Here is a 25355-nt window from a genome sequence, read left to right on the forward strand (position 1 = left end):
GGTGGGGGCGACCCGATCCAGGTCTTCGGGGTCGAGCATGGACGCGGCCGAATTGATTGTCAATACTGCAAAACTAAAACGTCATCGACCGGGCCGGAAGGTGAACGGCGGGCACCCCGGGCGCACAGCGGCGCAGCTCGGGACGGGTGCGGGGGCATGCGGGCAGCACCGCATGAGGGCTTGCCGAGGCCCCGGTTTGCGGCGGCGCGGGACCCCTTGGCATGCTCGGAGGCCCCGGACGGGACCCGGTGCCCACACGGCACCGGGTTATTGAGCAATATTGCAGAACTAATCAGGAGAAGGGCGGATCCCGGTGGGAAGACCGAGCCTCGCCGGACAGCGGCGGCGGGAGATCCTGGAGGCCGCGGCGCGGGCCGTCGCCAAGCACGGGCTGGCCGGCGCCACCCAGGAGCGGATCGCGCTTGAGGCGGGCATGAGCAGGTCGCACGTCCGGCACTACGTGGGCAACCGGGACGAGCTCCTGCACGCGCTGTGGGAGCACGAGATGACCCCCTACCTCGCCGGGACGCGCGCCGCGACCGAGGGGCGGGAGCCGCGCGCGGCGCTCGGGGCGCTGGTGGACTTCCTGTTCGGGCCGCAGATGGCGCGCAACGACGACGACCTGGTGATCGAGAACCTCATCAGCGGCGCGATGCACGACGTAAGGCTCCGCGGCCGCATCTACGAGACCTACCGGGGGCTGGAGCGGGACATCGCGGCGGCCGTCCGGGCGGCGGTGCCCGGCTGTGACGCGGCCGAGAGCAGGCAGCTCGCCTACTCCCTCATCTGCATGGCGTTCGGCCACTCGATGCTGGCCGGGCTGCCCTTCCCCGCGTCCCGGCAGGCCGGGATGAAGGAGCTCGCCCGCCAGCTCACCGACGCCCTCGCGGCCCGGACGCCCGACCCCGAGCGGCCCGACACGGACGTCTGAGCGCGCGGCCCCCGCCCGGCCGCCGCGCCGCGCGCGGGGGCCGGGAACCGGGGACGTGCCGGGTCGCGCCATCGTGCGCCTAGGAGGGCCGGGGGGCGGCGGCGAGCAGTCCGACGAGCCTGTCGATCACGGGGACGACCCGTCCCTCGTGCCAGCGTTCGGGGTCCTCCAGGCTGGACAGGTAGAAGCCGCGCAGCACGAGGTGCAGGACGTCGGCCACGAAGGCCGGGTCGGGGGCGTTCGCGTCGGCGGCGGCGGCCGCGATGGTCTCCTGGCCGCTCCTGGCGTCCGCGCGGACGACGGCGAGGGCGGCCGAGCCCGGCTCCTCGCGGCCGAGCATCTCCATGAGCAGCCGCCGCAACACCACGTCGTCGCCGCCGGTGGAGCACGCCCACCGGGTGGAGACGGCGAGCCGCTCGTGCGGCGGCACCCCGTCCAGCGCCTCCTCCATCTCCGCCCCCCAGTTCCGGACGGCGTGCTCCAGCGCGTTGCCGAGCAGCGCCGCCCTGGTGGGCAGATAGTTGGTGACGAGCGTCGTGGAGCCGCCGACGCGCTGGGCGACGGCCCTGATGGTCACCCCGTCCACCCCGTCCTCCGCGACGATCCGCAGGGTCGCGTCGGCGATGGTCTGGAGGCGCTGGGCCACATCGATCTCAACCGGCATGGCGGCAGCGTAACGGTGACCACGGCGTTGTACAACACTATTGTACATTGGCGTTGCATAACGTACGGTGTGCTGCCATCACCGATCGCGGCGGACCCGTCGGGCCCGCCGCGTCATGGACGCCGAGGAGCGCACACATGGAGCTGTGGCAGTTGCCCGCGACCCGGCTGGCGGCGGGGATCAGGGACCGCGAGTTCTCCGCGACGGAGGTCGCCCGCGCGAGCCTGGACCGGATCGCGGCGGTCAACCCGACCGTGAACGCCCTTGTCGAACTGCGGCCGGAGGAGACCCTCGCCGAGGCGGCCCGCGCCGACGCCGCCGTCGCGGCGGGCGCACCGCTCGGGCCACTGCACGGGGTGCCGGTCTCCACCAAGATCAACACGGCGGAGAAAGGCAAACTGGCCAGCCAGGGCCTGTCCGCGCTCGTCAACCAGTACGCGCCCGGCGACGAGGGCTGTATCAGCGCGCTGCGCGCGGCGGGCCCGGTCTTCCTGGGCCGCAGCAACGCGCCGGCGTTCTCGATGCGCTGGTTCTCCACCAACGACCCGCACGGCAGGACGCTCAACCCCTACGACGCCGCGCGCACGCCGGGCGGCTCCAGCGGCGGCGCCGCCGCAGGCGTCGCGACCGGGATGACGCCGATCGCGCAGGGCAACGACATCGGCGGCTCGATCCGCTACCCGGCCGCCTGCTGCGGCGTCGTCGGGGTCCGGCCGACGGTCGGGCTGGTGTCCAACTGGATGCCGCCGCTCGACATCGAGCTGGAGGGGCCGCTGACGTTCCAGACGTGGGCGGTGCAGGGCCCGCTGGCCAGGACCGTCGAGGACGCCAGGCTGGCGCTGCACGCGATGGTCTCCCCCGACCTGCGCGACCCCTTCGGCATCCCGGCCGCGCCGCCCTCCACCGCCGGACGTCCCCCGGCGAAGGTCAAGGTGGTGCGGGACGTGGGCCTGGCCAAGTCGCTGCCCGCGATGGACGCCGGGGTGGACCGGGCGGCGGCCTGGCTCGCCGAGGCGGGCCACCAGGTCGAGGAGATCGACCTCCCGCTGCTCGGCGAGGCGGCCCGCCTGTGGTCGCTGCTCCTGTTCGAGGACATGCGGCCGATGCTGCCCCAGATGCGCGCGATGGGCGACGAGGCGACCCGCCGGGGCCTCGTCCACTGCTACGAGGCGGCGGCCGAACTGTGGGGCGCGGAACCGGGCGTCACCGCCTACATCCAGGGCTGGGCGCGCCGCGCCACCCTCATCACCAGGCTCCAGGAACTCCTGGGCGACGACACGGTGCTCCTCACCCCGGCGTCCGCCGAGCCCGCGTTCGAGCAGGACGCCGACTACCTCGACGGCGCGAGGGCCCGCAGCCTCTTCGCCGCCCAGTGGCCGATGATCGCGGTGCCCGTACTCGGGTTCCCCGCAGTAAGCGTCCCCACCGGCCAAGACACCGGCCTCCCCATCGGCGTCCAACTCATCGGCGGCCGGTTCACCGAGGACCTCCTCCTGGACACCGCCGCCGCCATCGAGGCACACAGCGGCTTCGGCACACCCATCGACCCGCGCTGACACGGAGGCGGCGGGCTCCCCCCAAGGCGCCCGCCGCCCGTCAGCCCGCCACCCCCTCCAACCGAACAACCACACACACATTCCGCCATCCGCGATCATCAGAGAGGCCCACAGGTGCCTTTCCCCCGCCCCGCGTGGTCGCCCCTCGGCGATCATGGATGGATGCGCGGCGATCGAGACCGATCCCGATAGCCGACCATGAGGGACGGAACTATCCGTCCCCTCTGAGGAGATAGGCGCTAGGCACCAGACATCCTCCAGGGTTAGCCTCGTCTCATGGAAGCTCAAAATCTTGGGACGCGTGGGCTACGAAGTGGCCATACGACGCAAACCGGGTGAGGCGGAAGTGAAACGACGCAAATTTCTCGCCAGCATGGCGTCCGTTAGTTTGGTGCCGAGCGCCAACGGTAACCCCTACCGAGATCCGGAATATGTAAGCCTACTCTCAGGCAAGATCAGAGAATCTTACTACGGATCGGGGGGATTTTCCGCGCTCCAAGACGCCACCCGGCACCTTCGCCGTGTCCAGAGTGTCATCACTAACAGTAAGGACACCCGACTCCTCAGCGCGGCGTCGTCACTGGCCCGGCAGGTCTCGCTCGTACACTACGACATCAAGGATCTTCCGCAGGCCCAGGAGGCGGGAAAGCTCGCCGCCGTCTTCGCTGAACGAGCAGGAGACAGCGATGGGCAAGCCAGCGCGCTCAACGAACTCTCCGTGTTCTACCTTTATGATAAAGATGGGCAACGCGGGCAGTACTACGCGCGTCGCGCGCTGACGGTTCCAGATATATCGATAGAGCGGGAATCGCAGGCGCACGCGAATCTCGGCGGTGCGCTCGGAATACTCAACGAAAAGAAGAACGCGTCCACACACCTGAACCGAGCACAGGAGATCGGCGTCGAACTGCCAGACTTCCGACGTGCGATTGTGGTGGGAGACGTAGGTGTCTCGCACTACCATCAAGGTAACTGGAAAGCGGCACAGAGCACCCTCGGCGAAGCGGTGAAACTCCTGGATTCCACATCTCCCCTGCTCGGAGCAAACTACCTGGCCCGGCAAGTTCTCGTGGCCTTGCGAACGAACCAGCCGCTGCTGGCCGCCGAATTGATGGGCACCCTAGGCCGTATCGCTCCGATGGTCTCCTCAGCTCGTCTGGACGGCTACCTGGCTGAGATCTTCGCCCTTTCCCACTCCCCCGCCCCGTGGCGAGACGGGCGAGAGATCAAGACCATGCGCCAGCAGTTGCGAACGTTGCTGATGTAGCAGGGCGTGCCCTGTTGACGGGGCTGGAGTTTGACTCCGCCCCGCTGCCCGGACAACGCGTCAAAGGGTCATGAACTGCGCGGATCAGCTTCCGTCTAGGACGTCCAGGACGTGTTCGGCGATGGCCATGGCGGATGTGGCGGCGGGTGAGGGGGCGTTGCGGACGGCGGTGACGGGGCCGAGTCGGTGGATGCGGAAGTCGTCGACGAGTGTGCCGTCGCGGTCCAGGGCCTGGGCGCGGACGCCGGATCCGGCGCGCACCACGTCGGCCGCCCCGATCTCCGGGACATACCGCCTCGCCGATCTCATGTAGGCGCGCTTGGAGAAGGACCCGTACATCTCCCGGACGCCGGTGCGCCAGTGGCGTCGGGCCATCCGCCACATTCCGGGCCAGCCCGCGATGGCGGCGAGGTCGGCCGGGGAGACGTCCGACCGACGGTAGCCCTCCCGCGCGAACGCCAGGACGGCGTTGGGGCCCACCTCGACGTCGCCGGAGACCCGCCGGGTGAAATGGACGCCGAGGAACGGGTAGCGCGGATCGGGCACGGGATAGATGAGGCCGCGCACCATGTCGCGCTTCTCGGGACGGATCACCATGTACTCGCCGCGGAACGGGATGATCCGGGGCTCGGGCGTGTCCCCGGCCATCCGGCCCACCACGTCGGCGTGGATGCCCGCGCACAGGATCACCCTGTCCACCCTGACCGTCTCGGTTCCCGACGTCACCTCCATCCCTCCGGCGCTCTCACGCACCCCGGTGACGGGGAAGCCGAACCGGATCTCGCCGCCCGCCCCGGTGATCTCGGCCGCGAACGCCTCGGCGATCCCGACGTAGTCGGTGATCGCGGTGACGGGCGAGTGCAACGCCGCCAGGCCCGTCGCGTGCGGCTCGATCTCACGGATCCCGGCGGGGCCGATCCGGCGCAGACCCGGCACCGCGTTGGTGTCGGCCCGCCGGTGCAGCTCGTCCATCCGAGCCACGTCCTCCTGGGTGACCGCCACAACGAGCTTCCCGCACTCGTCATAAGGCAAGCCGCGCTCCTGGCAGTACTCCCGCAGCAGCAGCCTCCCCCGAGTACACAACTCCGCCTTGAGACTGCCCGGTTTGTAGTAGATCCCCGCATGCACAACACCGGAGTTGTGCCCCGTCTGATGGACCGCGACCCGATCCTCCTTCTCCAGGACCACCACCCGCGTCCCAGGCCGCCGCCGAACGATCTCCCGCCCCACCGCCAACCCGACGATCCCCGCCCCAACAATCCCCACACTCTCTTCACCCATACCCCGGCCAACCCGTCCGTCTCCCACGCACCCCGGCTGGCGCGCGCCTCACCCCCTAGTGAATCGCGACGGTGAGACGCCGAGCCGCGTGGGCCCGCCCCGGAGGTCGGGGCGGGCCCACGCCGTCGCCCTGGCACCCACCAGGGCCCCGGCCGTGCTTTTGTCGGCGCGGCCGGGGGTCAGCCCGTTGTGGGGGCCGGGTCGAGGGCTGTGCCGTCCAGGCGGGTTGTCATTGTCTGGAGGGATTCGAGGGTGACGCCGTGGGCGCCGCGCAGGTCGGCGCCGGAGAGGTTGGTGTCGGTCAGGTCGGTGTTGCGCAGCCGGGCGCCGCGCAGGTCGGCGCCCTCCAGGTCGGCCCCGGCCAGGTTGACGCGGCGCAGGTCGGCGCCCGCCAGGGTGGCGCCGCGCAGGTCGGCGCCGGAGAGGTCGCCGCCGCGCACGCGGATCGCCGACAGGTCGAGGTGCTCTCCGGCGGCGCGCGGCTGCTCGGCGAGGACCCGCAGCGCGACGGCGACGTCGGGCGCCGGGGTGGCGGGCAGCGGCAGGTCCGGCGCCGGGTCGTGCTCGCGGACGAACGCGGCGAGCACGCCACGGACGGCGGGCCGCTCACGCGGCGCGTCGGCCGCGACCCGCTCCAGCGCGTAGACCGCGCCCGTCCGGATCTCGGTCTTGGCCGAGCCGAGCTGCCGCACCGCCCGCGTGTACCGGTCGGCGGCCTGCGCCTCCTGGGCGACCCGGATGTTGTCGCGCGCGACGTCCACCTGGCCGTTGTCGCCGCGCACGGTGACGGCCCCGGCGACCAGGCCGACCACGGCGAGCGCGCCCACCACGAGCAGGGCGTTCCCGGTGATCCGCTCGCGCCGCCCGCCCGGCGTCAGGTGGCGCGGGCCCCGCGTCACCTTGGCCGCGACGTGCTTGGGCTCGGCGTGCCCGTCCCGGCCGCGCACCACGGGCATCCCGTCGGTCGTCTCGCCGACCGTGAGCACCGCCTGGGGCCCGGTGGAGAGGAGCGCGTTCGGGCCGGTCGTGACCACCGCGAACCCCTCGGTGGGCGCCTCGGCGGAATCCCGGTGCGCTGACACGTCCGCCCGGACGGCCCCGGCCAGCACCGGCTCGGGTTCGGCATGCCCGCCGGTGAGGTCGGTGATCGTCGTCTCGGCGGGCCCTGCGACCAAGGGCTCCGCCGCCGCGTCGCCTTCGACGGGCTCGGCCGCGTGCAGGTCGAGGCTCTCGCGCAGCGCGGGCGGCTTGAGGAAGACGGCGGCGACGAGGCCGACCACGGCGACGCCCAGCGAGACGAGGAAGATGTGCCCGGTCGCGTCACCGTAGGCGAAGCGGACGATCTCCTGGAGCGGGGCGGGCAGCGCGGCGATGTCGAGGTTGCCGCCCCGCGACCCGGACGGCGTGACGCCGATCTTCGCGAAGCCCTCCTTGATCAGGTCGGTGACGCGGGTGGCGAGGATCGCGCCCAGCACCGAGACGCCGATCGTGCCGCCCAGGGAGCGGAAGAACGTCACGGCACCGCTGGCCGCGCCCATGTCCTGGAGGGACACGCTGTTCTGGACGACGAGGACGAGGTTCTGCAGGGACGCGCCGACGCCGATCCCGATCAGGGCCATGGCGAAGCCGATGTAGTACAGGCTCGTCTCGTGGTCGATCACCGACATGGCGGCGAACCCGGCGATGAGGACGACGAGCCCGGCGATGATGTGCGGCCGGACGGTGCCGGTCCGGGAGATGATCCGGCCGGAGACCGTCGCGGCGACCAGCACGCCGAGCATCATCGGGATGGTGAGCAGGCCCGCCTCGGTCGGCGAGTAGCCGCGGCCGATCTGGAAGTACTGGCCGAGGAAGACCGAGCCGCCGAACATGGCCATGCCGACGGCGAGGCTGGCGATGATCGCGAGCAGCGGGGTGCGCTGCCGCACGATGTGCACGGGCACCACGGGCTGCGGGTGGCGCAGTTCGACGACGGTCGCCAGGCCGAGCAGGGTGATGCTGCCGCCGACCATGGCGGCGGTCTCCCACGACCACCACGGGTAGCTGTCGCCCGCGAAGGTCACCCAGACCAGCAGCAGGCTGACGCCCGCCGCGATGAGGCCCGCTCCCCAGTAGTCGATCTTGACGTTCTCGGCCCGGACCGTCGCGACGTGCAGGAACCGGTGCAGGATCACCGACGCGATCAGCAGGAACGGCACCGCGATGAAGAAGCACCAGCGCCAGCCGAGCGGCGAGTCGGCGAGCACCCCGCCGAGCAGCGGGCCGCCGACCGTGGCGAACGCCATGACGCCGCCGAGGTAGCCGTTGTACTTGCCGCGCTCCTTCGGCGCGATCATCGCCGCGATGATCACCTGGACCAGGACCTGGAGCGCGCCCGCGCCGACGCCCTGGACCGCGCGGAACGCGATGAGCTGCCCGGTGTTCTGCGCGAACCCGCAGGCCAGGGACGCGATGACGAACATCACGATGCCCACCTGGAGCAGCATTTTCTGGTTGAAGAGGTCGGCGAGCCTGCCCCAGATGGGGGTGCTGGCCGTCATGGTCAGGAGCGTCGCGGTGACGACCCACGTGTACTGCGCCTGGGAGCCGCCGAGCGACCCCACGATCTGCGGCAGCGCCACCGACACGATGGTGCTGCTCATCAGGCCGATGCCCATGACCGTCAGCAGGCCGACCAGGGATCGGTTGATCTCCTGCTGGCTCTTCGGTTCGGGAAGCACGGCCGCGGATGCCTTGTTTGTCACCAGACGTCCCCCAAGTAACGATTGCAACGCACCGAGGTTACCTGCACTTTGTGCAAAGTTGCACAATGGGCATCCTTGGCCGCGCAGCCGCGTACGATGTGGGGCATGAGCAGCACGCGGGGCCTGCGCGAGCGGAAGAAGGCCGAGACCCGGCTGGCCGTCCACCGCGCCGCCCTCCGCCTCGCCACCGAGCGCGGATTCGACGGGATCACCGTCGAGGAGATCGCCGACGCCGCGCGGGTGTCCCGGCGCACGTTCTTCAACTACTTCGCCGACAAGGCGGAGGCCGTCGTGTTCGGCGAGGAGGACCTGTGGCGGCGGCTGATCGAGCTGATGGACGAGCAGCCCGCCGCGCTGTCCGGCTGGCGCGCGCTGCGCGCCGCCTCCGAGCTGCTGCTCGCCCCGCTGGCCGAGCCCGACCGCGAGTGGGTCGCCCGCTCCAAGCTGGCCAGGCGCCACCCGTGCCTGCTGGCCAGGCTCCTGGCCAACCAGGCGGTCCTGGAACGTGATCTCGCGCGCCGGATCCGCGAGCGCGACGGCGGATCCCGCGTGCACGCCCGCGTCCTGGCCGCCGGCTACCTGTCGGCGATCCGCGCGGCGGGCCATGTGTGGTTCGACACCGACGACGACACCCCGCTGTTCACCCTCATCGAAGCCGCCCTGGACGAACTGGCGCTCCCCTACGAGTGAACCGACGGAAGCGGCGGGGCCCCGGGCCCCGCCGCGTCTGTCGGTGGTGTGGGTGGATCAGATCAGGGCGCCGTCCAGCAGGTCGGCGGCGTCCCGGACGCGGACGGCCCACGGGCTGTCCGGGGCGAGCGCGGGCTCCAGCGCCTCCAGCAGGCGGGCGCCGTCGGCGGTGGTGGGCCGCCGGGCGCCGACCTTGACGGCCTGGACCAGCGCCACCGCGAGCGAGCCCTGGAGCAGCCGCAGCGTCCGCGCCTGCTCGTGCGCGGTGATCGCCGCCTGGGTGCCGAACGGGACGACGTCCTGGTTGTGGTGGTTGGTCGGCAGGCTCTGCATCGACGCGGGCATCGCGCGCCGCCGCATCCGCGCGACCAGCGACGTCGCCGCGAGCTGGACGCCCTGCACCCCGTGGTCGTGGCCCGGCACCTCGGCCAGCACCGGGTTGAGCCCGCCGTTGCGGTGCGGGTCGATGAGCAGGTCGAGCTGCCGTTCGGCGAGGTTGCCCATCTGCGTCGCGGTCACCGACATCAGGTCGGCCGCGAACGCCACCTGCTGGCCGAAGAAGTTGCCGCCGTGCGCCACGACGTCGCGCTCGGGGAAGAACAGCGGGTTGTCGCTGACCCCGTTCAGGTCGTCGGTGACCACCTGCCTGGCGTGCCGCAGGCTGCTCGCCGCCGCGCCCAGCAGGTGCGGGGCGCAGCGCAGCGAGTACGGCTCCTGGAGGGGGCGGTCGGCCCCCGGCCGGTGGTCGGCGAGCCGCTCGCGCAGGACGGCGGCCTGCCGCGCGGTGTCGTCGTGCCCGAGCGCCTCGTAGAGCTCGGGCACCACGAAGTCCGTGCGGCAGCCCAGGACGTCGGCCATCAGCGCGGTCAGCGCCGTCGCCGCGTTCAGGGAGCGGGTGAGGACGGTCAGCGCGAGGCCCGCCGCGGCGGCCGTCACCGAGGTGCCGTTGACCAGGGCGAGCGCGTCCCTGCCGTTGAGCGTCAGCGGGGCCAGGCCCGCCCCGGCCAGCGCCTCGTCGGCGGGCATCCGGACCGCGCCGAGATAGGCGTGGCCCCGGCCCTGGAGCGCCCGGACGGCGTGCGCCATCGGGGCGAGGTCGCCGCTCGCGCCGACCGACCCGTACTCGGGGATCGCGGGCGCGAACGAGGTGGCGAGGGTGGCGCGCAGCGCGTCCACGACGGACAGCGCGACGCCCGATCTGCCGTGCGCGAGCGTCCACACCCGGGCCAGCAGCGCGGCGCGGGCCAGCGCGGGTGGCAGGTCGGGCCCCTGGCCGACCTCCAGATGGAACAGGAGGTTCTCGCACTGGTCGGCGGGCTGCCGCTGGCCCGCGAACCCGACGAGCGGGCCGAACCCGGTGGTCGCGCCGTAGATCTCGCGGCCCTCGGCCAGGCACAGGTGCAGGTAGTCGTGGCACTGCGCGACCGACTTCTGTGCCGTCTCCTCCAGCGAGACGGCCAGCGGCCCGGCCGCCTGTTCGAGCGCCTCCGGGGTCAGGGTCGCGGGGAATACCAGTGTGGCCGTGGCGGGAAGCTGGTCTACGGACATGTCTCCTCCTGGTGGTTTGGGCGGCGGCCTCATCGGCCGGAGGCCGCCAGCAACTGGGCCTGTGCCGTGCCCGGGGAGCTCGGGTGGTCGCCGGGGTCCAGGGCGACGGCGAGGACTCGGTCGGCGTCCCCCGCCGCGATGAGGCGGGCCGCCCGCTCCCGGGCGGCGGCCAGCGGCCCGCCGACGGCCAGGAGGGTGACGAAGGGCCCGGTCAGCCCCCACAGCGCCGCGAGGTGACCGGGTGCCGTGCTCGGCACGTTCTGGAACAGCAGGTGCTTGGGCACCCGCTCGGCCGCCGCCGTCGCCGCGTCGATCGCCGCCTGGGTGACGGTGTCGCCGCGCGTCGCCGCGAGGACCAGGCCGACCCGGCGGCCGTCGGCCTCCGGCAGCGGCGGCGGCCCGAAGGCGGCGGTCAGGCACGGCTCGGCCGCCGCCATGAGCAGCGGCGCGAGGAACGAGACGTCCCAGCGCGGCACCTCCGGCAGGCGCGGCGCGGGATCGCCCTCCGGCGGCCACTGCGCCCGCGCGAGGACCGTGAGGGCGACGCGCCCGGGAGCCGTGGCTCCCGGGTGCGCGGTGGTGTGGGTGCGGAGATCTGATTTCATGGCGCCGCCAGGACGAGGGCGGTGCTGACACCGCCGAAACCGGTGTTGAGGCTGAGCATGTGCCCTGTCGCCGGGGCGGTCCCCGGTTCCAGGACGAGGTTCAGCGGGCAGTCCGCGTCGGGGCCGAGATAGCCCGCGTTCACGGGCACCTGCCCGTTGCGGAACGCCAGCGCGCACACGGCGAGCTCCACGAGCCCGGACGCCTCCAGGCAGTGGCCGTGCAGCGCCTTGGTGGAGCTGACGTGCGCGTCCGCGCCGTCGGGCGGCAGGCCGCGCAGGATCGCGGCGGCCTCGGCCGCGTCGAACGCGGGCGTCGCGGTGGCGTGCGCGTTGACGTACCCGATCCTCGGGTTGCCCGCCCTGGCCAGGGCCGCCTGGATGGCGGCGGCCGGTCCCCTGCCGTCGGGGCGCGGCCGGACCACGTGGTCGGCCTCGCAGGTGTTGCCCCAGCCCGTCACCCGCAGCCAGGACCCCGTGCCCCCGGCGGCGCGCGTGAGGACGGCGGCCGCCGCGCCGTCGCCCAGCACGGGCCCCTCCCGGCCCGCGCTGAACGGGCGGCTGACGCCCTCGGGCGTGAGGATGCCCGCGCTGTCGAACGCGGCGAACATGCTGGCGTCCACGAAGCTGGCGCCCGCCACCACCACCCGCTCCTCGGCGAGGTCGGCGACGAGTTCGGCGGCGTCGGCGAGCGCCGAGTTCGAGGCGGCGCACGCGGCGGTGTGCACCGCGAGGACCTCGCGCAGCCCGCAGGCGGCGGCGAGCGTCCGTGCCCGCGCGGCGGTGTCCCGTCCCGCGTGCAGCGCCAGCACCAGCGGGGTGCGGGCCCGCTGCTCCGGCGACAGCCCGGCCTCCTCGCACGCCTCGTCGATGAGGCCGCGCAGCGCCGCGAACGGGTCGGGGTCGCCGGGCAGGGTCGCCGCGTGGTGCGCGTGGCGGTGCGCGGTGTCGAACCGGGTGACCCGGCTCGTCGCCGGGGTCGCCGACTTCAGGCCGTCCCACAGCGCGGGCAGGCCGTGGCCGTAGGCGGTGAGCACCGCGAGCCCTGTGACGTCGGCCATCAGACCACCCCCGAGGCGGTGCGGGGCGTCCCGGCCAGGCCCGCCGACGGACGGAACGTGACGGGCGCCTCGGACAGGCCCGCCGTCACGTGGAACCGGGTGAACGGGCCCGTGCCGCCCGGACGCCAGCGCAGCTCCGCCAGCGGGACGGCCGGAGCCAGGTCGGGCAGGCCGCGCAGCACCGTCATCAGGGCGGTCCGGCACAGGTGCGCGCCGAGCGCCGGGGACAGGCAGTGGTGCGGGCCGTGCGAGAACGCGAGGTCGTGCACGACGACGCGGTCGGGATCGAGCCGGTTCGGCTCGGCGAACCGGTGCGGGTCGCGGTCGGCCAGGGCCAGGTGCACGACGATCGCCTCGCCCGGCCGCAGCTCCGCGCCGTGGAACTCCATCGGCCGGGTGACCAGGCGCGGCATCGGCGCGGCGACCGGGCTGGTGTAGCGGAGCAGCTCGTCCGTCGCCCCCTCGACCCGGTTGTGGTCGGCGGCCAGGGCCGGGCGCCACCACAGGCTGTACAGCGCCGTGGTGAGGAAGTCGGTGACGGGCTCGGTGACGGCCATGAGCATCGCGAAGACCGTGGAGGTCAGCTCCTGGTCGTCCATGCCGGTGGCATCGGCGTGCTCGATCATCGCGGTGACCGCGTCCGGGCCGGGGGTGCGGCGGCGCGCGGCGAGCAGGTCGTGGAGCAGCTCCACCATCTCCTCCCGCTCCACCCCGTACCGGACGCGTTCGGCCGACCCCGGCGGCTCGAACAGCGGCGACGGCGCCCACCTGGGCAGGGCGCGCAGCCGCTCGGTGATGTCGCGCGGGTACCCGAACAGGTCGGCGGCGACGTCGAGGACGAACGGATGGCAGTAGTCGCGCACGAGGTCGGCCTCGCCGCGCCCGGCGACGGCGGCGAGCCGCCGGGCCGCGTGCCCGGCGGCGCGGTCGCCCGCGTACCGGGTGCGGTCGCCCGTCGCGGCGGCGCAGCCGAGCGCGCGCAGCCTGCGGTGCGCCTCGCCGTCGGTGTTGAACATGCTGCGCACGACGCTGTCGGTCGTCGGCTCGTCGGTGAACAGGAGGTACTCCTTCCACCTGGCGCCGCCCCGCTCGCTGAACGACCTGGCGAACGTCGGCTCGCCGAGCGCCTTGCGCGCCGCGTCGAAGCCCGTCACCGTCCAGACGAAGCTGCCGTCCGGGAGCGGCGCGCGCCAGACCGGCGGCTCGTCCCGGGTGTCGACGCCCTCGGCCTCCGGGCTGTGCCGCAGCCGCGCGTCCATGAGCGCGGTCGTGCCAGGTCCGGCTTCCACCATGCAGCCACCCCTCCCACCCACAATCACACCAAGTAACTATGATGTTGCCATCCGTAGCAATTGCCGGGATGCGACTTTCCAAACGCCCATCTCCGACACCTCTCCAGGAGCGGACATGCCCGACCATCTCCTCAACCCCTCCACCACGCCGTCCCCCGCGTCGGACGCGGACACGAGCGCCGCGCCCGACGCGGCGCCCTCGGACGCGGGCCACGCCATGCCGTTCGGCGCGCTCGCCGCGGGGGGCGTCGGCGGGTGGCTGCGGCGCCGGGCCGAGCGCGGCGGCGCGCGGGTCGCGGTCCTGGTCCCCGACGGCGGCGCGGTGACGTACGCCGCGCTGTTCGACCGGGCGACCCGGATGGCCCGACTCCTGGAACGGGACGGAGTGGGCAAAGGGGACCGAGTCGCCTATCTAGGGCCGAACGAGCCGGGGTTCCTCGTCGCGCTGGGCGCCGCCGGGCTGCTCGGCGCCGTGTTCGTCCCGCTGAACACGCTGCTGTCCGGCCGGGAGATCGCGCACCAGGTCGCGGACTGCGGCGCGCGGGTGCTGCTGCACTCGGCGTCGGTCCCGCCGCCGCCGGTGGCGCTGCCGGTCCGGGAGGTCGGCGGGCCGGACGGGGAACGCGAACTCGCGCGGGCCTCGGCCGAACCCGTCACCACCGCCGTCGCGGCGGACGACCCGTGCCTCATCCTCTACACCTCCGGGACGACCGGGCAGCCCAAGGGCGCCGTCCTCACCCACGGGAACGTGCTCGCCAACTGCCTCAACGCCTGGGCCGACCTCGACCTCACCGGCACCGAGACGGCGCTCGTCACCGCCCCGATGTTCCACGCCGCCGCGCTCGGCATGCTCGCGCTGCCCGTCCTGCTGAAGGGCGGGACGTGCCTGCTCACGCCGTCCTTCGACGCGGGCCGCGCCCTCGACCTCATCGGCGCGCGGCGCGTCACCTCGCTGTTCGCGGTGCCGACGATGCTGGAGCGGATGGCCGAGCACCCGGCCTGGGCCGACGCCGACCTCACGAGCCTGCGCACCCTGCTGTGTGGCGGCGCGCCCGTGCCGGAGAAACTCCTCGCGCGGTACGCCGAGCGGGGCGTCGCCGTCCGCGAGGGGTACGGGCTGACCGAGGCCGCGCCGGGCGTCCTGGTGGACGGCGGCACCGGCGCCGGGCTCGTCCCGCACCTGTACACCGACGTGCGGCTGGCCCCGCTGCCGGGCGCGCCCCCCGAGACGGGCGAGCTGCTCGTGCGGGGCCCGCAGGTGATGGCCGGGTACTGGGGCCGCCCCGCCGACACCGAGGCCGCCTTCACGGACGGCTGGCTCCGCACCGGCGACATCGCCCGCCGCCTCCCGGACGGCTCCTACCGGATCGTGGACCGCCTCAAGGAGGTCATCATCTCCGGCGGCGAGAACATCTACCCGGCCGAGGTGGAACGGGCCCTGCTCGCCGTGCCGGGGGTCGCCGAGTGCGCCGTCATCGGGGTGCCCGACGCGCGGTGGGGCGAAGTCGGGCGGGCCGTGCTCGTCGCCGCGCCCGGCGCCGCCCTCGACCCCGAGGCCGTCCTCGCCGCGCTGCGCGGCCGCCTGGCCACCTTCAAGATCCCGCGCTCGGCCGTCGTCGTCACCGACCTGCCGCACACCCGCACCGGCAAGGTCCACCGCCGCGCCGTCAAGGACCGGCACGGCTGACCCGTCCGGCCCCGCCGGGGTCGTGGCGGATCGCCCCGGTTCGGGGGCGTCGGGCTCTAGGATCCGGGGATGGCGAGGATGGGTGTGCCGCGCGTCACGAGCGGGGTGGCGGCGCTGGCCGGGGTCGGGGTGCTGTACTCCGTGACGACCGTGGCGGGCGCCGGGCTGCTGCCGGTGCTGGTCGCCGTGCTGTGCGTGGCGGTGGTCGTCGTCGTCATCGTCAAGGCGTGCGACCGGGCGACCAGGACGGTCGGGCTCGCCGTGCCGCTGCTCGTCCTCGCGCTGGCAGGCGGGCTCGCGGCGACCTCACTGCCCGAGCGGGCGATGCTGCTGCTCCTGCGCGGCGACCTGGAGCGGATCGCCGGACAGGACAGGCCCGGACGGGCCGGGCCGTACCGGATCGAGGCGCCGCTCCGGCAGGGGAGCGCCGTGCTCCTTGAAGTCTCCGGCTCGGGCTGGATCTTCGCGCACGGCGGCTACATCCACGCGCCCGACGGGGCCGGGACCGTGCCCGCGTTCGGCGAGTACGCGGAGTCCTTCAGATACCGGCACCTGACGGGCCCCTGGTACACGTACTACATGATCGAGAGCTGAGCGGCCGGCGCGCCCGGAGAACACGAGCGGGCCCGCGGGCGCGCCACGCCCCCGGGCCCCGTTCCGCGGCCTGCCGGTGCGGGAGGCTTCGGGGCGTCACAGCTTCTTCTTGAGGAGCTTCAGCAGGGCGCCGTCCTTGCGGAGGATGTCGAAGTGGTCCTTGCCCGCCTGCCTGAGGAAATCCGGGTGCATCGCGTCTCCTGGTGTCTCGTCGTTCCGACACCACCGAATCTCGCGCTAAGCCGCCCCGCCCCACATCGGGCATCCGCCGTATCCCCCGGGCTCAGGAAGACGAGCCCGTCCCTAAGAAGGTCTCAGGGACGGGCCCGCACGGCTAAGACCCCGCCGCCCGCCGCCCAGGCGGGGCGGGTCAGGGGACGGGCACGCCCAGGCGGCGGGCCGTCGCGGCGGCCTCGGTGCGGGTGGCCGCGCCGAGCTTGGCGAGGATGTGGGAGACGTGCACGCTGGCCGTCTTGGCCGAGATGAACAGCCGCTCGGCGATCTCGCGGTTGGAGCGGCCCAGGCTCAGATGGTGCAGGACCTCCAGCTCACGGGCGGTCAGGCCGTGCGCCGGGGAGGCGGAGCCGCCGACCCGGCGGGCCAGCTCGGTCGCCTCCCGGTGCAGGGCGCGCGCCCCCAGAGACTCGGCGAGCTCGGCGGCCCGGCCCAGGTGGGCGAGGGCGGCGGCGCGGTCGCCCGCCGACGCGGCGGCCGACGCCGCCGACACCAGCACGCGGGCCAGGGTGAGCGGCTGGCCGATCCGCTCCCAGCCGGCGAGCACCGGCGCCCAGTCCGCCGATCGGGGTTCGGACGCGTCCGACGTGCTCGGGCCCGGCCGGGCGCCCGGCCCCCCGGCCCCGGCGCGGAAACGCGCCGCCTCCGCCTGGAACGTGGCGTGCTGGAGTTCCTGGAGCGGGCCGAAGACGTCGGTGCGCGCGGCCCGCTCGGCGAACGGGGCGAACTCCTCGGGGGTGGCCGCGAGCCGGGCGGCGAGCAGCAGCACCGGCCAGGTGTAGCGGGAGTCGTCAGGGCGGCCGGTGAAGGCGAGCAGCGGCCGCACATGGTCGAGCGCCCGCGTCCGGCCGCCCAGCGCGACGGCCAGCTCGGCCTCGGACCTGACCAGCGGCCGGTACTCCTGGAGCCGCTGGTCGGTCTCCCAGGCGCGGCTCTCCCGGCAGCGCTCCAGCAGCGCCGCCGCGGCCCCGACCTCACCGCGGCACAGCATGATCTCGGCCTCCAGCTGCATCAGGCACAACTGGTGCGAAGGCGGCGGATCGGCGGCCAGGCCCTGCTCGACGGCGGCGAGCGCCGCGTCGAGACGGCCCAGCGACAGCAGCGACTCCGCCCTGTTGATCGCCAGGAACGAGCCCTGGGTGCGGAACAGACCCCACTCGCGGGCCTGCTCCATGCCGCGCAACGCCACCTCGGCGCCCTCGGCGTGGCGGCCCGAACCCTCCAGCAGGTGCGACCTGTTGACGGCGGCGCGCAGCACGAGCTGCGTCAGATCATGCTCGTGCGCGATCCGCTCCGCCTCCTCCATCAGCGCCGACTCGCGCGCGCCGTACTCGATCCCGCTGCCCAGGCAGGCGAGGGTGAGCAGGGCGCTGCACTCGGCGTACGGGTCGCCGACCCGGCGCGCCGTCTCCAGGGCGCGGCCCGCCGCCTCCAGCGCCTCGTCGCTGGCCCTGCCCATAAAGACGTACTGGGCGAACGCGGCGAGGATGCGGGTGCTGCGCACCGACGGTTCGAGCGGCTCGACCAGCCGGACGGACTCGCGCATGTCGTCGAGCCAGCGCTCCCGGCCCGCCCGGTGCAGCAGCCTGCCGCGCCGCTCCAGCAGCGTCGCGCGGCGCAGCGGGTCGGCGCCGACGGTGCGCAGCATCGCGGTGGCGAGCTTGATGCCGCGCTCGCTGTCGCCCGCGAGGTCGGCGGCGCAGATGGCCTCCTCCATCACGTCCTCGTGGCCGACGCCGATCCGCCCGGCCGCCTCCGGCACCCTGTCCCACAGCTCCAGGACGCGTTCCAGGAACCTCAGCTCCTCGGCGTAGGCCGCCGACTTGTCGGCCTGGGCGGCGGCCCGCCACGCGCTGATCAGCGCCCCTTCGAGGTTGTGCGCGGCGTGCCAGTGGAACGCCAGCTCGGCGGCGGCGCGGCCCGGCGGCACCAGCGAGGCGTCCGCCTCCAGGGCCTCGGCGTAGCGGGCGTGCAGCCGGGTGTGCTCGCCGGGGAGCAGGTCGTCGTGCAGCGCCTCCCGGATGAGGGCGTGCCGGAACGCGTAGCCCTCGCCGTCCACCGCCAGCACGTTGCCCTCGACGGCGGGCCGCAGCCCGCGCGCCAGGCCCAGCTCGTCAAGACCGCTGACGGCGGCCAGCAGCCGGTGCTCGATCCGGGCGCCGCCCGCGCTGGCCACCCTCAGCAGCTCCTGGGTGTCGTCGGGGAGCCGCTGCACCCCGGCCAGCAGCAGGTCGCGCAGCGACTCGGGCAGCTCGCAGGCGATCCCGCCGTCGGCCTCCATCAGCGCCTCGACGAACAGGGGGTTGCCCTCGCTGCGCGCGAAGAACTGCCGGACCCGGTGCGGCTCCGGCTCGACCCCGCGCAGGTTCGCCATGAGCTGGGCGACCTCCTGGCGGCTCAGTCTGCCGACGTCCTGCCGGACCACCCTGTCGATCCGGCCCAGCTCGGCCAGCAGCGGGCGCAGCGGATGCGCCCGGTGCAGCTCGTCGGCCCGGAACGTGACGACGATCAGCAGCGCGCCCGCCGCCCCGAGGTTGCGGACGAGGAACGTCAGCAGATCCCGGGACGACCTGTCGGCCCAGTGCGCGTCCTCGATCACCAGGACGAGCGGGCCTCGCGCGGTGAGCCGGTCGAGCAGGGTGAGGACCAGCTCGAACAGCCTGACCTGGCTGAACCGCTCGTCCCCCGCGGTGTCCTCGAACTCCGGGAGCAGCCGGGCCAGGCCCGCCGTCCGCCCGCCGAGCAGCGCGCCGACGCCGTCCGCGCCGATCTCGCGGACCAGCAGCCGCACCACGGCGGTGAACGGCGCGAACGGGAACCCGTCGACGCCCAGCTCCATGCACCCGCCGACGAGGACCCGCGCGCCGCGCTCGCGCGCCCGCTCGCCGAACTCCCGGATCAGCCGGGTCTTGCCGACGCCCGCCTCGCCGCCGACGAGCACCGCGCGCGCCCCGCCCTCGCATACCGCGCCGAACGCGGTGTCGAGCACGCCCAGCTCGGCGGCCCGCCCCACCAGCACCGACCGCTCCCCCACGCCGTCTCCCCCGCCCTCGGCGCAGCCCGCACGCCCGAACTCCCCGCTGTCGCCCACGCCACCGCCCCCGCCGTACTTCCCGCAGGGTGACCCCTGCGGCCGATCGTTTCCTTCACTATGCCATCCCGGTACGACAGAACCTTCGGCCGTCAAAACCGGGCACCCGGACGCTCTTGGAGGCGTCCGGGCTGGGGGCACTCACGGGGCGTCGCGAGGCGCGAGAACGTCCCCCGGGACCGTCCGGGCCGGGTGCTTCCAGGGCCTCGCGAGGCGCGGGTGAACCCGGCCCGGCGCCTTTACGCAGTAAGGTTGCGCAGGTCAGCAGGCGCAGGTCGGGGAGGCGAGCGGGGCCGTCAGCGGGTCGGCGGGCCGGGCGACGGTACCGGTCGCGGTCGCGACGGGGAAGCCCTCGCGGATCCAGTACTCGATCCCGCCGATCATCTCCTTGACCCGGTAGCCGAGCAGGGCGAAGGCCAGCGCGGCGCGGGTGGCGCCGTCGCAGCCGGGCCCCCAGCAGTAGGTGACGACGGGCACCGACGGGTCGAGCAGCTCCGGGGCCCGTACCGGGATGTCGGCGGTCGGCAGGTGGAGGGCGCCGGGCACATGGCCCTGCTCCCAGGCCGGGAGCGCGCGGGAGTCCACGAGGACGAAGCCCGCAGCGCCGGACTCCAGGGAGGCGCGGACGTCGGAGACGTCGGTCTGGAAGGCGAGCCGGGCGGCGAAGAAGGCGGCGGCGTCGGAGGGGGCGGCGGGCGGGGTGCGCAGCGCGGGCGAGATCAGGTCCATGCGGGAGAAACTACCGAGGGTGACGGCCGTGTGGAACAGACGATCCCCGGCATCAACGACGCCCCGCCGGGATTCCCGTGGTACAAACTGCGCATGACCGCGTTTTCCCTGGACGACACCGATCTGCGCCTGCTGGAGGTGCTCCAGGAGCACGGGCGGGCGAGCTACGCCGATCTCGCCCGCCGGGTCTCGATGTCCGCGAGCGCCGTCACCGAGCGCGTCCGCCGCCTGGAGGAGGCCGGGGTGATCAGCCGGTACGCCGCCGTGGTCGATCCCGAGCGGCTCGGCCTGTCGATCCTCGCCTTCGTGCGGCTGCGGTACCCGACGGGCAACTACAAGCCCTTCCACGACCTGCTGGCCACCACGCCGGAGATCGTCGAGGCCCACCACGTCACGGGCGAGGACTGCTTCATGCTCAAGGTCGTCGCGCACTCGATGCGGCACCTGGAGCGCACCACGGGCCGGATCGCGGGGCTGGGCGCGATCACCACGAGCGTCGTCTACTCCAGCCCGCTGCCGTCGCGGACGATCACCGCGCTGTCCTGAGCGCGCGAGGAAGGGCCCCTCTCGCGAGGGGCCCTTCCCGTGGCGTCCACCAGCCCGGCGGTCAGGAGCGTCCCGGCCACCCGGCGGGCGTGCGGTTACCGGTTCCAGCCGCCGTGCCAGCCACCGTGGTGACCGCCGCCGTGGCGGTTCCAGCCACCGTGGTGCTTGCCGCCGTGGTGGCCGTGGCGGTTCCAGCCACCGTGGTGCTTGCCGCCGTGGTGGCCGTGCCGGTGCCAGCCACCGTGGTGCTTGCCACCCTGGTGCCAGCCACCGTGGTGGCCGCCGTGGTGACCGTGCCAGCCACCGCCGTGGTGGCCGTGGTGGTGGCCGTGCCCCCCACCCGTCGGAACAGCCGCCGAAGCACCGGGTGCGGCACCCAGCAGGGCCGCGCCGACGATGGCTCCCGCCACGGCCATGCGACGCACGATCGTGGAAGCCTTCATGATGATCCCTCCTCGACACAGAGCGTTACTCCTTGCACTCACTTTCTCACACTCCGTGAGGAACATCGGGCGATCGCCGCCTTTTCCGCCAAACGATGATCAAGCCAGTAGAACGGGCATCACCGGACAGGGCGCGGCCCGGCAAAGGCCGCGCCACGCCCCGCCCCGCCACCGGACGGGGCAAAGGGCCCGGGGCCACGGGTTCACCCGGTACCGGTAGATCTCCGGAATGTTCCAGCGGCCTCGGGAACCGCGCTCACGCTTCCCTCATGTTCGCGGGCCCGCGACGCCCCGCGTGGACCGCCGCCCGGCCCGCGCAACAGCAGGAGGATCGCGGCGAGGAGCAGGGTGACGATGATGCCGTCGAGCCAGTAGTGGTTCGCGGTGACCACCACGACGAACCCGGTGAGCGCGGGGTGCGCGAGCCACAGCCACCGCCGCCGCCCCCGGCCCACCGCGATCAGCCCGACCGCGACGACCAGGGCCCACCCGACGTGCAGGGACGGCATCGCGGCGAACTGGTTGGCCAGGCCGCCGGTGTCCACGTCGCCGTAGGGCGACGGACCGAAGACCTTCCCGGTGTCCACGAGCCCGAAGGACGGCACCATGCGCGGCGGCGCCAGCGGGAACGCCAGGTGCAGGAGCATCCCCGCCCCCGTGAGCAGCGTCAGCGTCCTGCGCACCCAGACGTAGTGTCCGGGATGCCGCCGGAACATCCAGATGAGGAACGCGATCGTGGCGGGGAAGTGCACTGCCGTGTAGAAGACGTTCACGGCTTTCATCCAGGCGATGTCCTGCAGGATGAGCGCCTGGAGGGCCGCCTCGTCCGGCAGCCGGAGCGAACGCTCCCAGTCCCACACGCGGGTCGCGTTGGCGAACGCCTCGGCGACGTTCCCGTTGGCCAGGAGGCGGCCGAACCGGTACAGGCCGTACAGGACGGTGATGAGAGCGAGTTCGCGCAGGATGTGGGGGCGCTGTGCGGAGGTGGGGCGCGGCGGGAGCAAGCCCGCCTCCTTTCGGGGGCACACCACCGGCTCCGGGGGACGGGCCCGGCGGCGTGACGGGTGGAACGAGGGGTCGCGGGAGGGGTCAGAGCCCGAGGGCGGGCGCCAGGACGTGGTCCACGTAGCCGTCGCCGAAGCGGCCGTCGTCGGGCTCGCAGCGCAGCTCCCTGCCCATGAGCGCGCCGAGCAGGGCGCTCCCGACGTACGGGATCGCGGGACGGGCCGGGTCCAGCTCGCCGCGCGCGACCGCCCGCGCCAGCAGCCCGTCGACGACGAGGGAGGCGGGCTCCAGCACGTGCGCGCGGAACGCGTCGAGGAGGGCGGGATCGCGGTGCACGGCCTGGGCCATGGCCCGGTTGAGCTCGGGGTCGCGGCGCTCCTCCAGGTGGGCGAGGTAGCGCTTGAGGTCGCCGGTGAGGGTGCCGGTGTCGATGTCCTCGGCGCACGGCGCGCCGCGCGACCGCACCGCCATGATCACCAGTTCCGGCTTGCCGCCCCACAGGCGGTAGATCGTCGCCTTGCTCATCCGGGCCGCGGCCGCCACGTCGCCGACGCTGAGCAGCTCGTAGCCGACCGAGCGGAGCTGGTCCAGGACGAGGGCGAAGACCTCGCTTTCGCGCGCGGGCGAGACCCGGCTCCTGCGCGTCCTCGGCGGATCGGGAGGATCGGACATCTCCACCCCCTTAAGTGAACGACCGCGTTCTCCCAACTTAGGGCGAACCTTAAGTGAACGGAGTCGTATCACCGGAGATGTCGGTCACAGCCGGGTTCAGGGCTTCAGGACTCCTGCACGACCATCTCGGCGACGTCCCGGCGCACCGAGGTGAACAGCGGCCCGGGACGGCCGAGCCGGAAGATCATCTGCGGGTGGCGGCCGCCGCAGATCCGCTCCCTGATCATCGTGCGGAACTCGGGCATCTCCAGCGCCTGGGTGTGCAGCGCCGCCGCGTAGTGGTCGGCCGCCGCGTGCAGCAGGACGCGCTGGAGCGCCTGCCCCGCCGCGAGCCAGGCGAGCTTGTCGTCGTCGGCGGTCTCCATGACGCAGACGGTGCCCGTCTCCCCCGACACCTCGACGCCGACGTCCATGCCCTGGGCCCGGCCCCTGCCGAACTCGCGGCCGGGGAAGTAGGGGTCGGTGACCTGCTGGTCGATCGGGTACGCCGTGTCGGGCACCCCGTCGCGCCGTCCGCTGCCCGCGCCGGGCGACCAGCGCGTGAACTCCACGGTGTAGCGGTCGTCGAGCTTCTCGAACTCCTCGGCCGCCTCGGTGAGCGCGCCCAGCGCCTTGGCCTTGCGCGGGTCCGAGACGATCCGCAGGCCGACGTCCTCCAACTGCGCCTCCTCCACGAGGGAGGACATGAGGTACTCGGGCGGGCCCTTCTCCGAGAACGCGCCCCGGTGCGTCCTGCGGTGCCGTACCTCCGCGAGCAGCCTTCCGGCCTCCTCGGGCGGTTCGGCCCGCTCCCGGACGCGCAGGGTTGCCAGCAGGCCGGGACGCTCCGGGTCAGGCAGGACGTCCACCTCCGGCACGAACCCTCCGGCGAGCACCCCGAGCCGCAGGTTGGCGAGCGCGGCACCGCAGCTGATCACCATCTCGCGCCCGTCGGGGTCGGCGACGTCGAGCCGCCGCTCGGGGTCGGCGTGCAGGCTGACCCGCATCCCGCCGTCGATCTCGGCCGTCCCGAACCACCACGGCTGCGTGTTGTGGATCGACGGCGCCCACACCGCGGCCTGGATCGCGCCCTTCACCACCTCAGCGACGTCCCGCGCTTCGGCCATCGCGCCCCCTCCCGTGGTCCGGCACCCCCAGTAGACCATCCGCGACCGACCGTCGTCAGGGAGAAAAGTCCACCTTTAACCGGCCCTGACGGACTCGAAACGGGCGACCTCCGTCGCGCGGCGGAGGCCGGGGCCGCCGGAATCGGCCGCACGGGGGAAGATCACCGGCGGCCGTACGCTGTACTGTCGGCCTCGAACACCCAGCGCAGGAAGGCCCCGAGATGACGCCACCCGACCCCCGTGACCTCCCCCGTCTCCCCGCGGGCTTCGAGTTCGGCACCAGCACCGCCGCCTACCAGATCGAGGGCGCGGCGGCCGAGGACGGCCGGGGCCCGAGCATCTGGGACACGTTCTGCGCCCGGCCGGGCGCGATCGCCGACGGGTCGTCCGGCGCCGTCGCCACCGACCACTACCACCGGTACACCGAGGACGTCGCCCTGCTGCGCGGCCTGGGCGCCGACGGCTACCGGCTGTCGGTCGCGTGGCCGCGCGTCCAGCCGGACGGCGCGGGCCAGGCCAACCCGGCGGGCCTGGACTTCTACGACCGGCTCATCGACGCGCTGCTCGCCGCCGACGTCAAGCCGATGGTCACCCTCTACCACTGGGACCTCCCCCAGGCCCTGGAGGACGCGGGCGGCTGGCTGAACCGGGACACCGCCGAGCGGTTCGGCGCGTACACGGCGCTCGTCGCGGCCCGGCTGGGCGACCGGGTGCGGCACTGGGTGCCGGTGAACGAGCCGAACGTGACGGCGATGCTGGGCTACGCGCTCACCGCGATGGCCCCCGGACGCGGCCTGTCCTTCGACGCGCTGCCCGCCGTCCACCACCAGCTCCTCGGGCACGGCCTCGCCGTCGCCGCCCTGCGCGACGCGGGCGCCGCCTCGGTCGGCACCGCCACCAACCACACGCCGGTGTGGGCCGCCTCCGACGACCCCGCCGACGTCGAGGCGGCCGCCTTCTACGACCTGCTGTGGAACCGGCTCGTCGCCGATCCGATCCTGCTCGGCGCCTACCCCGAGGGCTTCGCCGAACTGATGCCGGGCCCCGTCGCCGACGACCTCAAGACCATCGCCGCGCCTCTCGACTTCTACGGCATCAACTACTACAACCCCACGGCCATCCAGGCGCCCGGCAAGACCTCCGGCCCGGCCACCGCGACGGCGGCGGGCCACGTCGAGGTGCCCGCCGAGCTGCCGTTCCAGTTCGCGCCGATGACCGGCCACCCCAGGACGGACTTCGGCTGGCCGATCGTCCCCGAGGGCCTGCACGAGCTGATCACCCAACTGCGCGAGCGCTACCCGGACCTGCCGCCCCTGTACGTCACCGAGCAGGGCTGCTCGTTCGCCACCGGGCCCGACGCCGACGGCGTGGTGGACGACGTGGAGCGCGTCCGGTACTACGACGCGCACCTACGCCAGGTCGCCCGCGCCATCGAGGACGGCGCCGACGTGCGCGGGTACTACGCCTGGTCGCTCCTGGACAACTTCGAATGGGCCGAGGGGTTCACCCAGCGGTTCGGGCTCGTCTGGGTCGACTACACGACGCTGGAGCGCACCCCGAAGGCGTCCTACCGGTGGTTCGCCGAGATGGTCGCCGCGCAGCGCGCCTAGGC

The 25355-nt window shown here is 73.6% G+C and carries 21 protein-coding genes; 8 read left to right on the plus strand and 13 right to left on the minus strand.

Going from position 1 to position 25355, the window contains the following annotated elements:
• The first annotated feature begins 313 nt into the window (after positions 1 to 313).
• On the plus strand, positions 314 to 931 hold the full coding sequence (locus LO762_RS11180; RefSeq protein ID WP_230614528.1) for a TetR/AcrR family transcriptional regulator: 618 nt from the start codon (positions 314 to 316) through the stop codon (positions 929 to 931).
• 79 nt (positions 932 to 1010) lie between these two features.
• Here the strand turns inward: LO762_RS11180 and LO762_RS11185 are convergent, their stop codons facing one another.
• Positions 1011 to 1595 carry a TetR/AcrR family transcriptional regulator gene (locus LO762_RS11185; protein ID WP_230614529.1) on the minus strand — a complete coding sequence of 195 codons (585 nt, stop codon included), beginning with the start codon at positions 1593 to 1595 and terminating at the stop codon, positions 1011 to 1013.
• A 137-nt stretch (positions 1596 to 1732) separates the two neighbouring features.
• Between LO762_RS11185 and LO762_RS11190 the strand changes: the two genes are divergently transcribed.
• Positions 1733 to 3151, plus strand: coding sequence for an amidase (locus tag LO762_RS11190; RefSeq protein WP_230614530.1), 1419 nt, complete (start codon positions 1733 to 1735; stop codon positions 3149 to 3151).
• 301 nt (positions 3152 to 3452) lie between these two features.
• Complete coding sequence (locus LO762_RS11195; protein ID WP_230614531.1) at positions 3453 to 4418, plus strand: hypothetical protein; 966 nt, start codon at positions 3453 to 3455, stop codon at positions 4416 to 4418.
• An 84-nt stretch (positions 4419 to 4502) separates the two neighbouring features.
• Here the strand turns inward: LO762_RS11195 and lhgO are convergent, their stop codons facing one another.
• Both lhgO and LO762_RS33075 read right to left on the minus strand, forming a co-directional pair.
• Positions 4503 to 5699 carry an L-2-hydroxyglutarate oxidase gene (gene lhgO, locus LO762_RS11200; protein WP_230614532.1) on the minus strand — a complete coding sequence of 399 codons (1197 nt, stop codon included), beginning with the start codon at positions 5697 to 5699 and terminating at the stop codon, positions 4503 to 4505.
• A 179-nt stretch (positions 5700 to 5878) separates the two neighbouring features.
• Complete coding sequence (locus LO762_RS33075; RefSeq protein WP_304523644.1) at positions 5879 to 8356, minus strand: MFS transporter; 2478 nt, start codon at positions 8354 to 8356, stop codon at positions 5879 to 5881.
• A gap of 192 nt (positions 8357 to 8548) precedes the next feature.
• Between LO762_RS33075 and LO762_RS11215 the strand changes: the two genes are divergently transcribed.
• Entirely contained in the window at positions 8549 to 9133 is a 585-nt protein-coding gene (locus LO762_RS11215) for a TetR/AcrR family transcriptional regulator (RefSeq protein ID WP_230614533.1), read from the plus strand.
• Between the two features lie 57 nt (positions 9134 to 9190).
• Here the strand turns inward: LO762_RS11215 and LO762_RS11220 are convergent, their stop codons facing one another.
• From LO762_RS11220 to LO762_RS11235, 4 genes are read right to left on the minus strand one after another with little or no spacing between them, the layout of a single operon-like run.
• Positions 9191 to 10681 (minus strand): aromatic amino acid ammonia-lyase, encoded by a 1491-nt coding sequence (locus LO762_RS11220; protein ID WP_230614534.1) that lies wholly within the window; start codon positions 10679 to 10681, stop codon positions 9191 to 9193.
• 29 nt (positions 10682 to 10710) lie between these two features.
• Positions 10711 to 11286, minus strand: a complete 576-nt coding sequence (locus LO762_RS11225) for a beta-ketoacyl synthase N-terminal-like domain-containing protein (protein ID WP_230614535.1) — start codon at positions 11284 to 11286, stop codon at positions 10711 to 10713.
• Entirely contained in the window at positions 11283 to 12344 is a 1062-nt protein-coding gene (locus LO762_RS11230) for a beta-ketoacyl synthase N-terminal-like domain-containing protein (protein ID WP_230614536.1), read from the minus strand. The genes LO762_RS11225 and LO762_RS11230 overlap by 4 nt, the downstream gene beginning before the upstream one ends.
• On the minus strand, positions 12344 to 13636 hold the full coding sequence (locus LO762_RS11235; protein ID WP_230614537.1) for a cytochrome P450: 1293 nt from the start codon (positions 13634 to 13636) through the stop codon (positions 12344 to 12346). Before LO762_RS11235 ends, LO762_RS11230 begins: the two co-directional genes overlap by 1 nt.
• Positions 13637 to 13751: 115 nt before the next feature.
• Between LO762_RS11235 and LO762_RS11240 the strand changes: the two genes are divergently transcribed.
• Both LO762_RS11240 and LO762_RS11245 read left to right on the plus strand, forming a co-directional pair.
• Positions 13752 to 15323 carry an AMP-binding protein gene (locus LO762_RS11240; RefSeq protein WP_230614538.1) on the plus strand — a complete coding sequence of 524 codons (1572 nt, stop codon included), beginning with the start codon at positions 13752 to 13754 and terminating at the stop codon, positions 15321 to 15323.
• A gap of 69 nt (positions 15324 to 15392) precedes the next feature.
• Complete coding sequence (locus tag LO762_RS11245) at positions 15393 to 15917, plus strand: hypothetical protein (RefSeq protein ID WP_230614539.1); 525 nt, start codon at positions 15393 to 15395, stop codon at positions 15915 to 15917.
• Between the two features lie 370 nt (positions 15918 to 16287).
• On the opposite strand, the gene LO762_RS11250 is transcribed toward LO762_RS11245, so the two are convergent.
• Positions 16288 to 19242 (minus strand): AAA family ATPase, encoded by a 2955-nt coding sequence (locus LO762_RS11250; protein ID WP_230614540.1) that lies wholly within the window; start codon positions 19240 to 19242, stop codon positions 16288 to 16290.
• Positions 19243 to 19503: 261 nt separating this feature from the next.
• On the minus strand, positions 19504 to 19971 hold the full coding sequence (locus LO762_RS11255; RefSeq protein ID WP_230614541.1) for a rhodanese-like domain-containing protein: 468 nt from the start codon (positions 19969 to 19971) through the stop codon (positions 19504 to 19506).
• Between the two features lie 93 nt (positions 19972 to 20064).
• Here LO762_RS11255 and LO762_RS11260 point away from each other — a divergent pair, with 93 nt between their 5' ends.
• The gene (locus LO762_RS11260) at positions 20065 to 20517 is read left to right on the plus strand and encodes an Lrp/AsnC family transcriptional regulator (RefSeq protein WP_230614542.1); all 453 of its coding nucleotides are present in this window, start codon (positions 20065 to 20067) and stop codon (positions 20515 to 20517) included.
• A 95-nt stretch (positions 20518 to 20612) separates the two neighbouring features.
• Here LO762_RS11260 and LO762_RS11265 read toward each other — a convergent pair whose 3' ends face one another.
• The 4 genes from LO762_RS11265 to LO762_RS11280 all read right to left on the minus strand — a co-directional run bounded on the left by LO762_RS11265 (position 20613) and on the right by LO762_RS11280 (position 23743).
• Positions 20613 to 20960, minus strand: a complete 348-nt coding sequence (locus LO762_RS11265) for a hypothetical protein (protein WP_230614543.1) — start codon at positions 20958 to 20960, stop codon at positions 20613 to 20615.
• A gap of 203 nt (positions 20961 to 21163) precedes the next feature.
• Positions 21164 to 21964 carry a phosphatase PAP2 family protein gene (locus tag LO762_RS11270; RefSeq protein ID WP_230614544.1) on the minus strand — a complete coding sequence of 267 codons (801 nt, stop codon included), beginning with the start codon at positions 21962 to 21964 and terminating at the stop codon, positions 21164 to 21166.
• An 85-nt stretch (positions 21965 to 22049) separates the two neighbouring features.
• On the minus strand, positions 22050 to 22637 hold the full coding sequence (locus tag LO762_RS11275; RefSeq protein ID WP_230614545.1) for a TetR/AcrR family transcriptional regulator: 588 nt from the start codon (positions 22635 to 22637) through the stop codon (positions 22050 to 22052).
• Between the two features lie 104 nt (positions 22638 to 22741).
• Positions 22742 to 23743 (minus strand): hypothetical protein, encoded by a 1002-nt coding sequence (locus LO762_RS11280; RefSeq protein WP_230614546.1) that lies wholly within the window; start codon positions 23741 to 23743, stop codon positions 22742 to 22744.
• A gap of 221 nt (positions 23744 to 23964) precedes the next feature.
• On the opposite strand from LO762_RS11280, the gene LO762_RS11285 reads away from it, so the two are divergent.
• Positions 23965 to 25353, plus strand: a complete 1389-nt coding sequence (locus LO762_RS11285) for a GH1 family beta-glucosidase (RefSeq protein ID WP_230614547.1) — start codon at positions 23965 to 23967, stop codon at positions 25351 to 25353.
• Positions 25354 to 25355 lie beyond the last annotated feature (2 nt).

This window comes from Actinocorallia sp. API 0066, from assembly GCF_020991275.1.
Lineage (GTDB): Bacteria > Actinomycetota > Actinomycetes > Streptosporangiales > Streptosporangiaceae > Actinocorallia.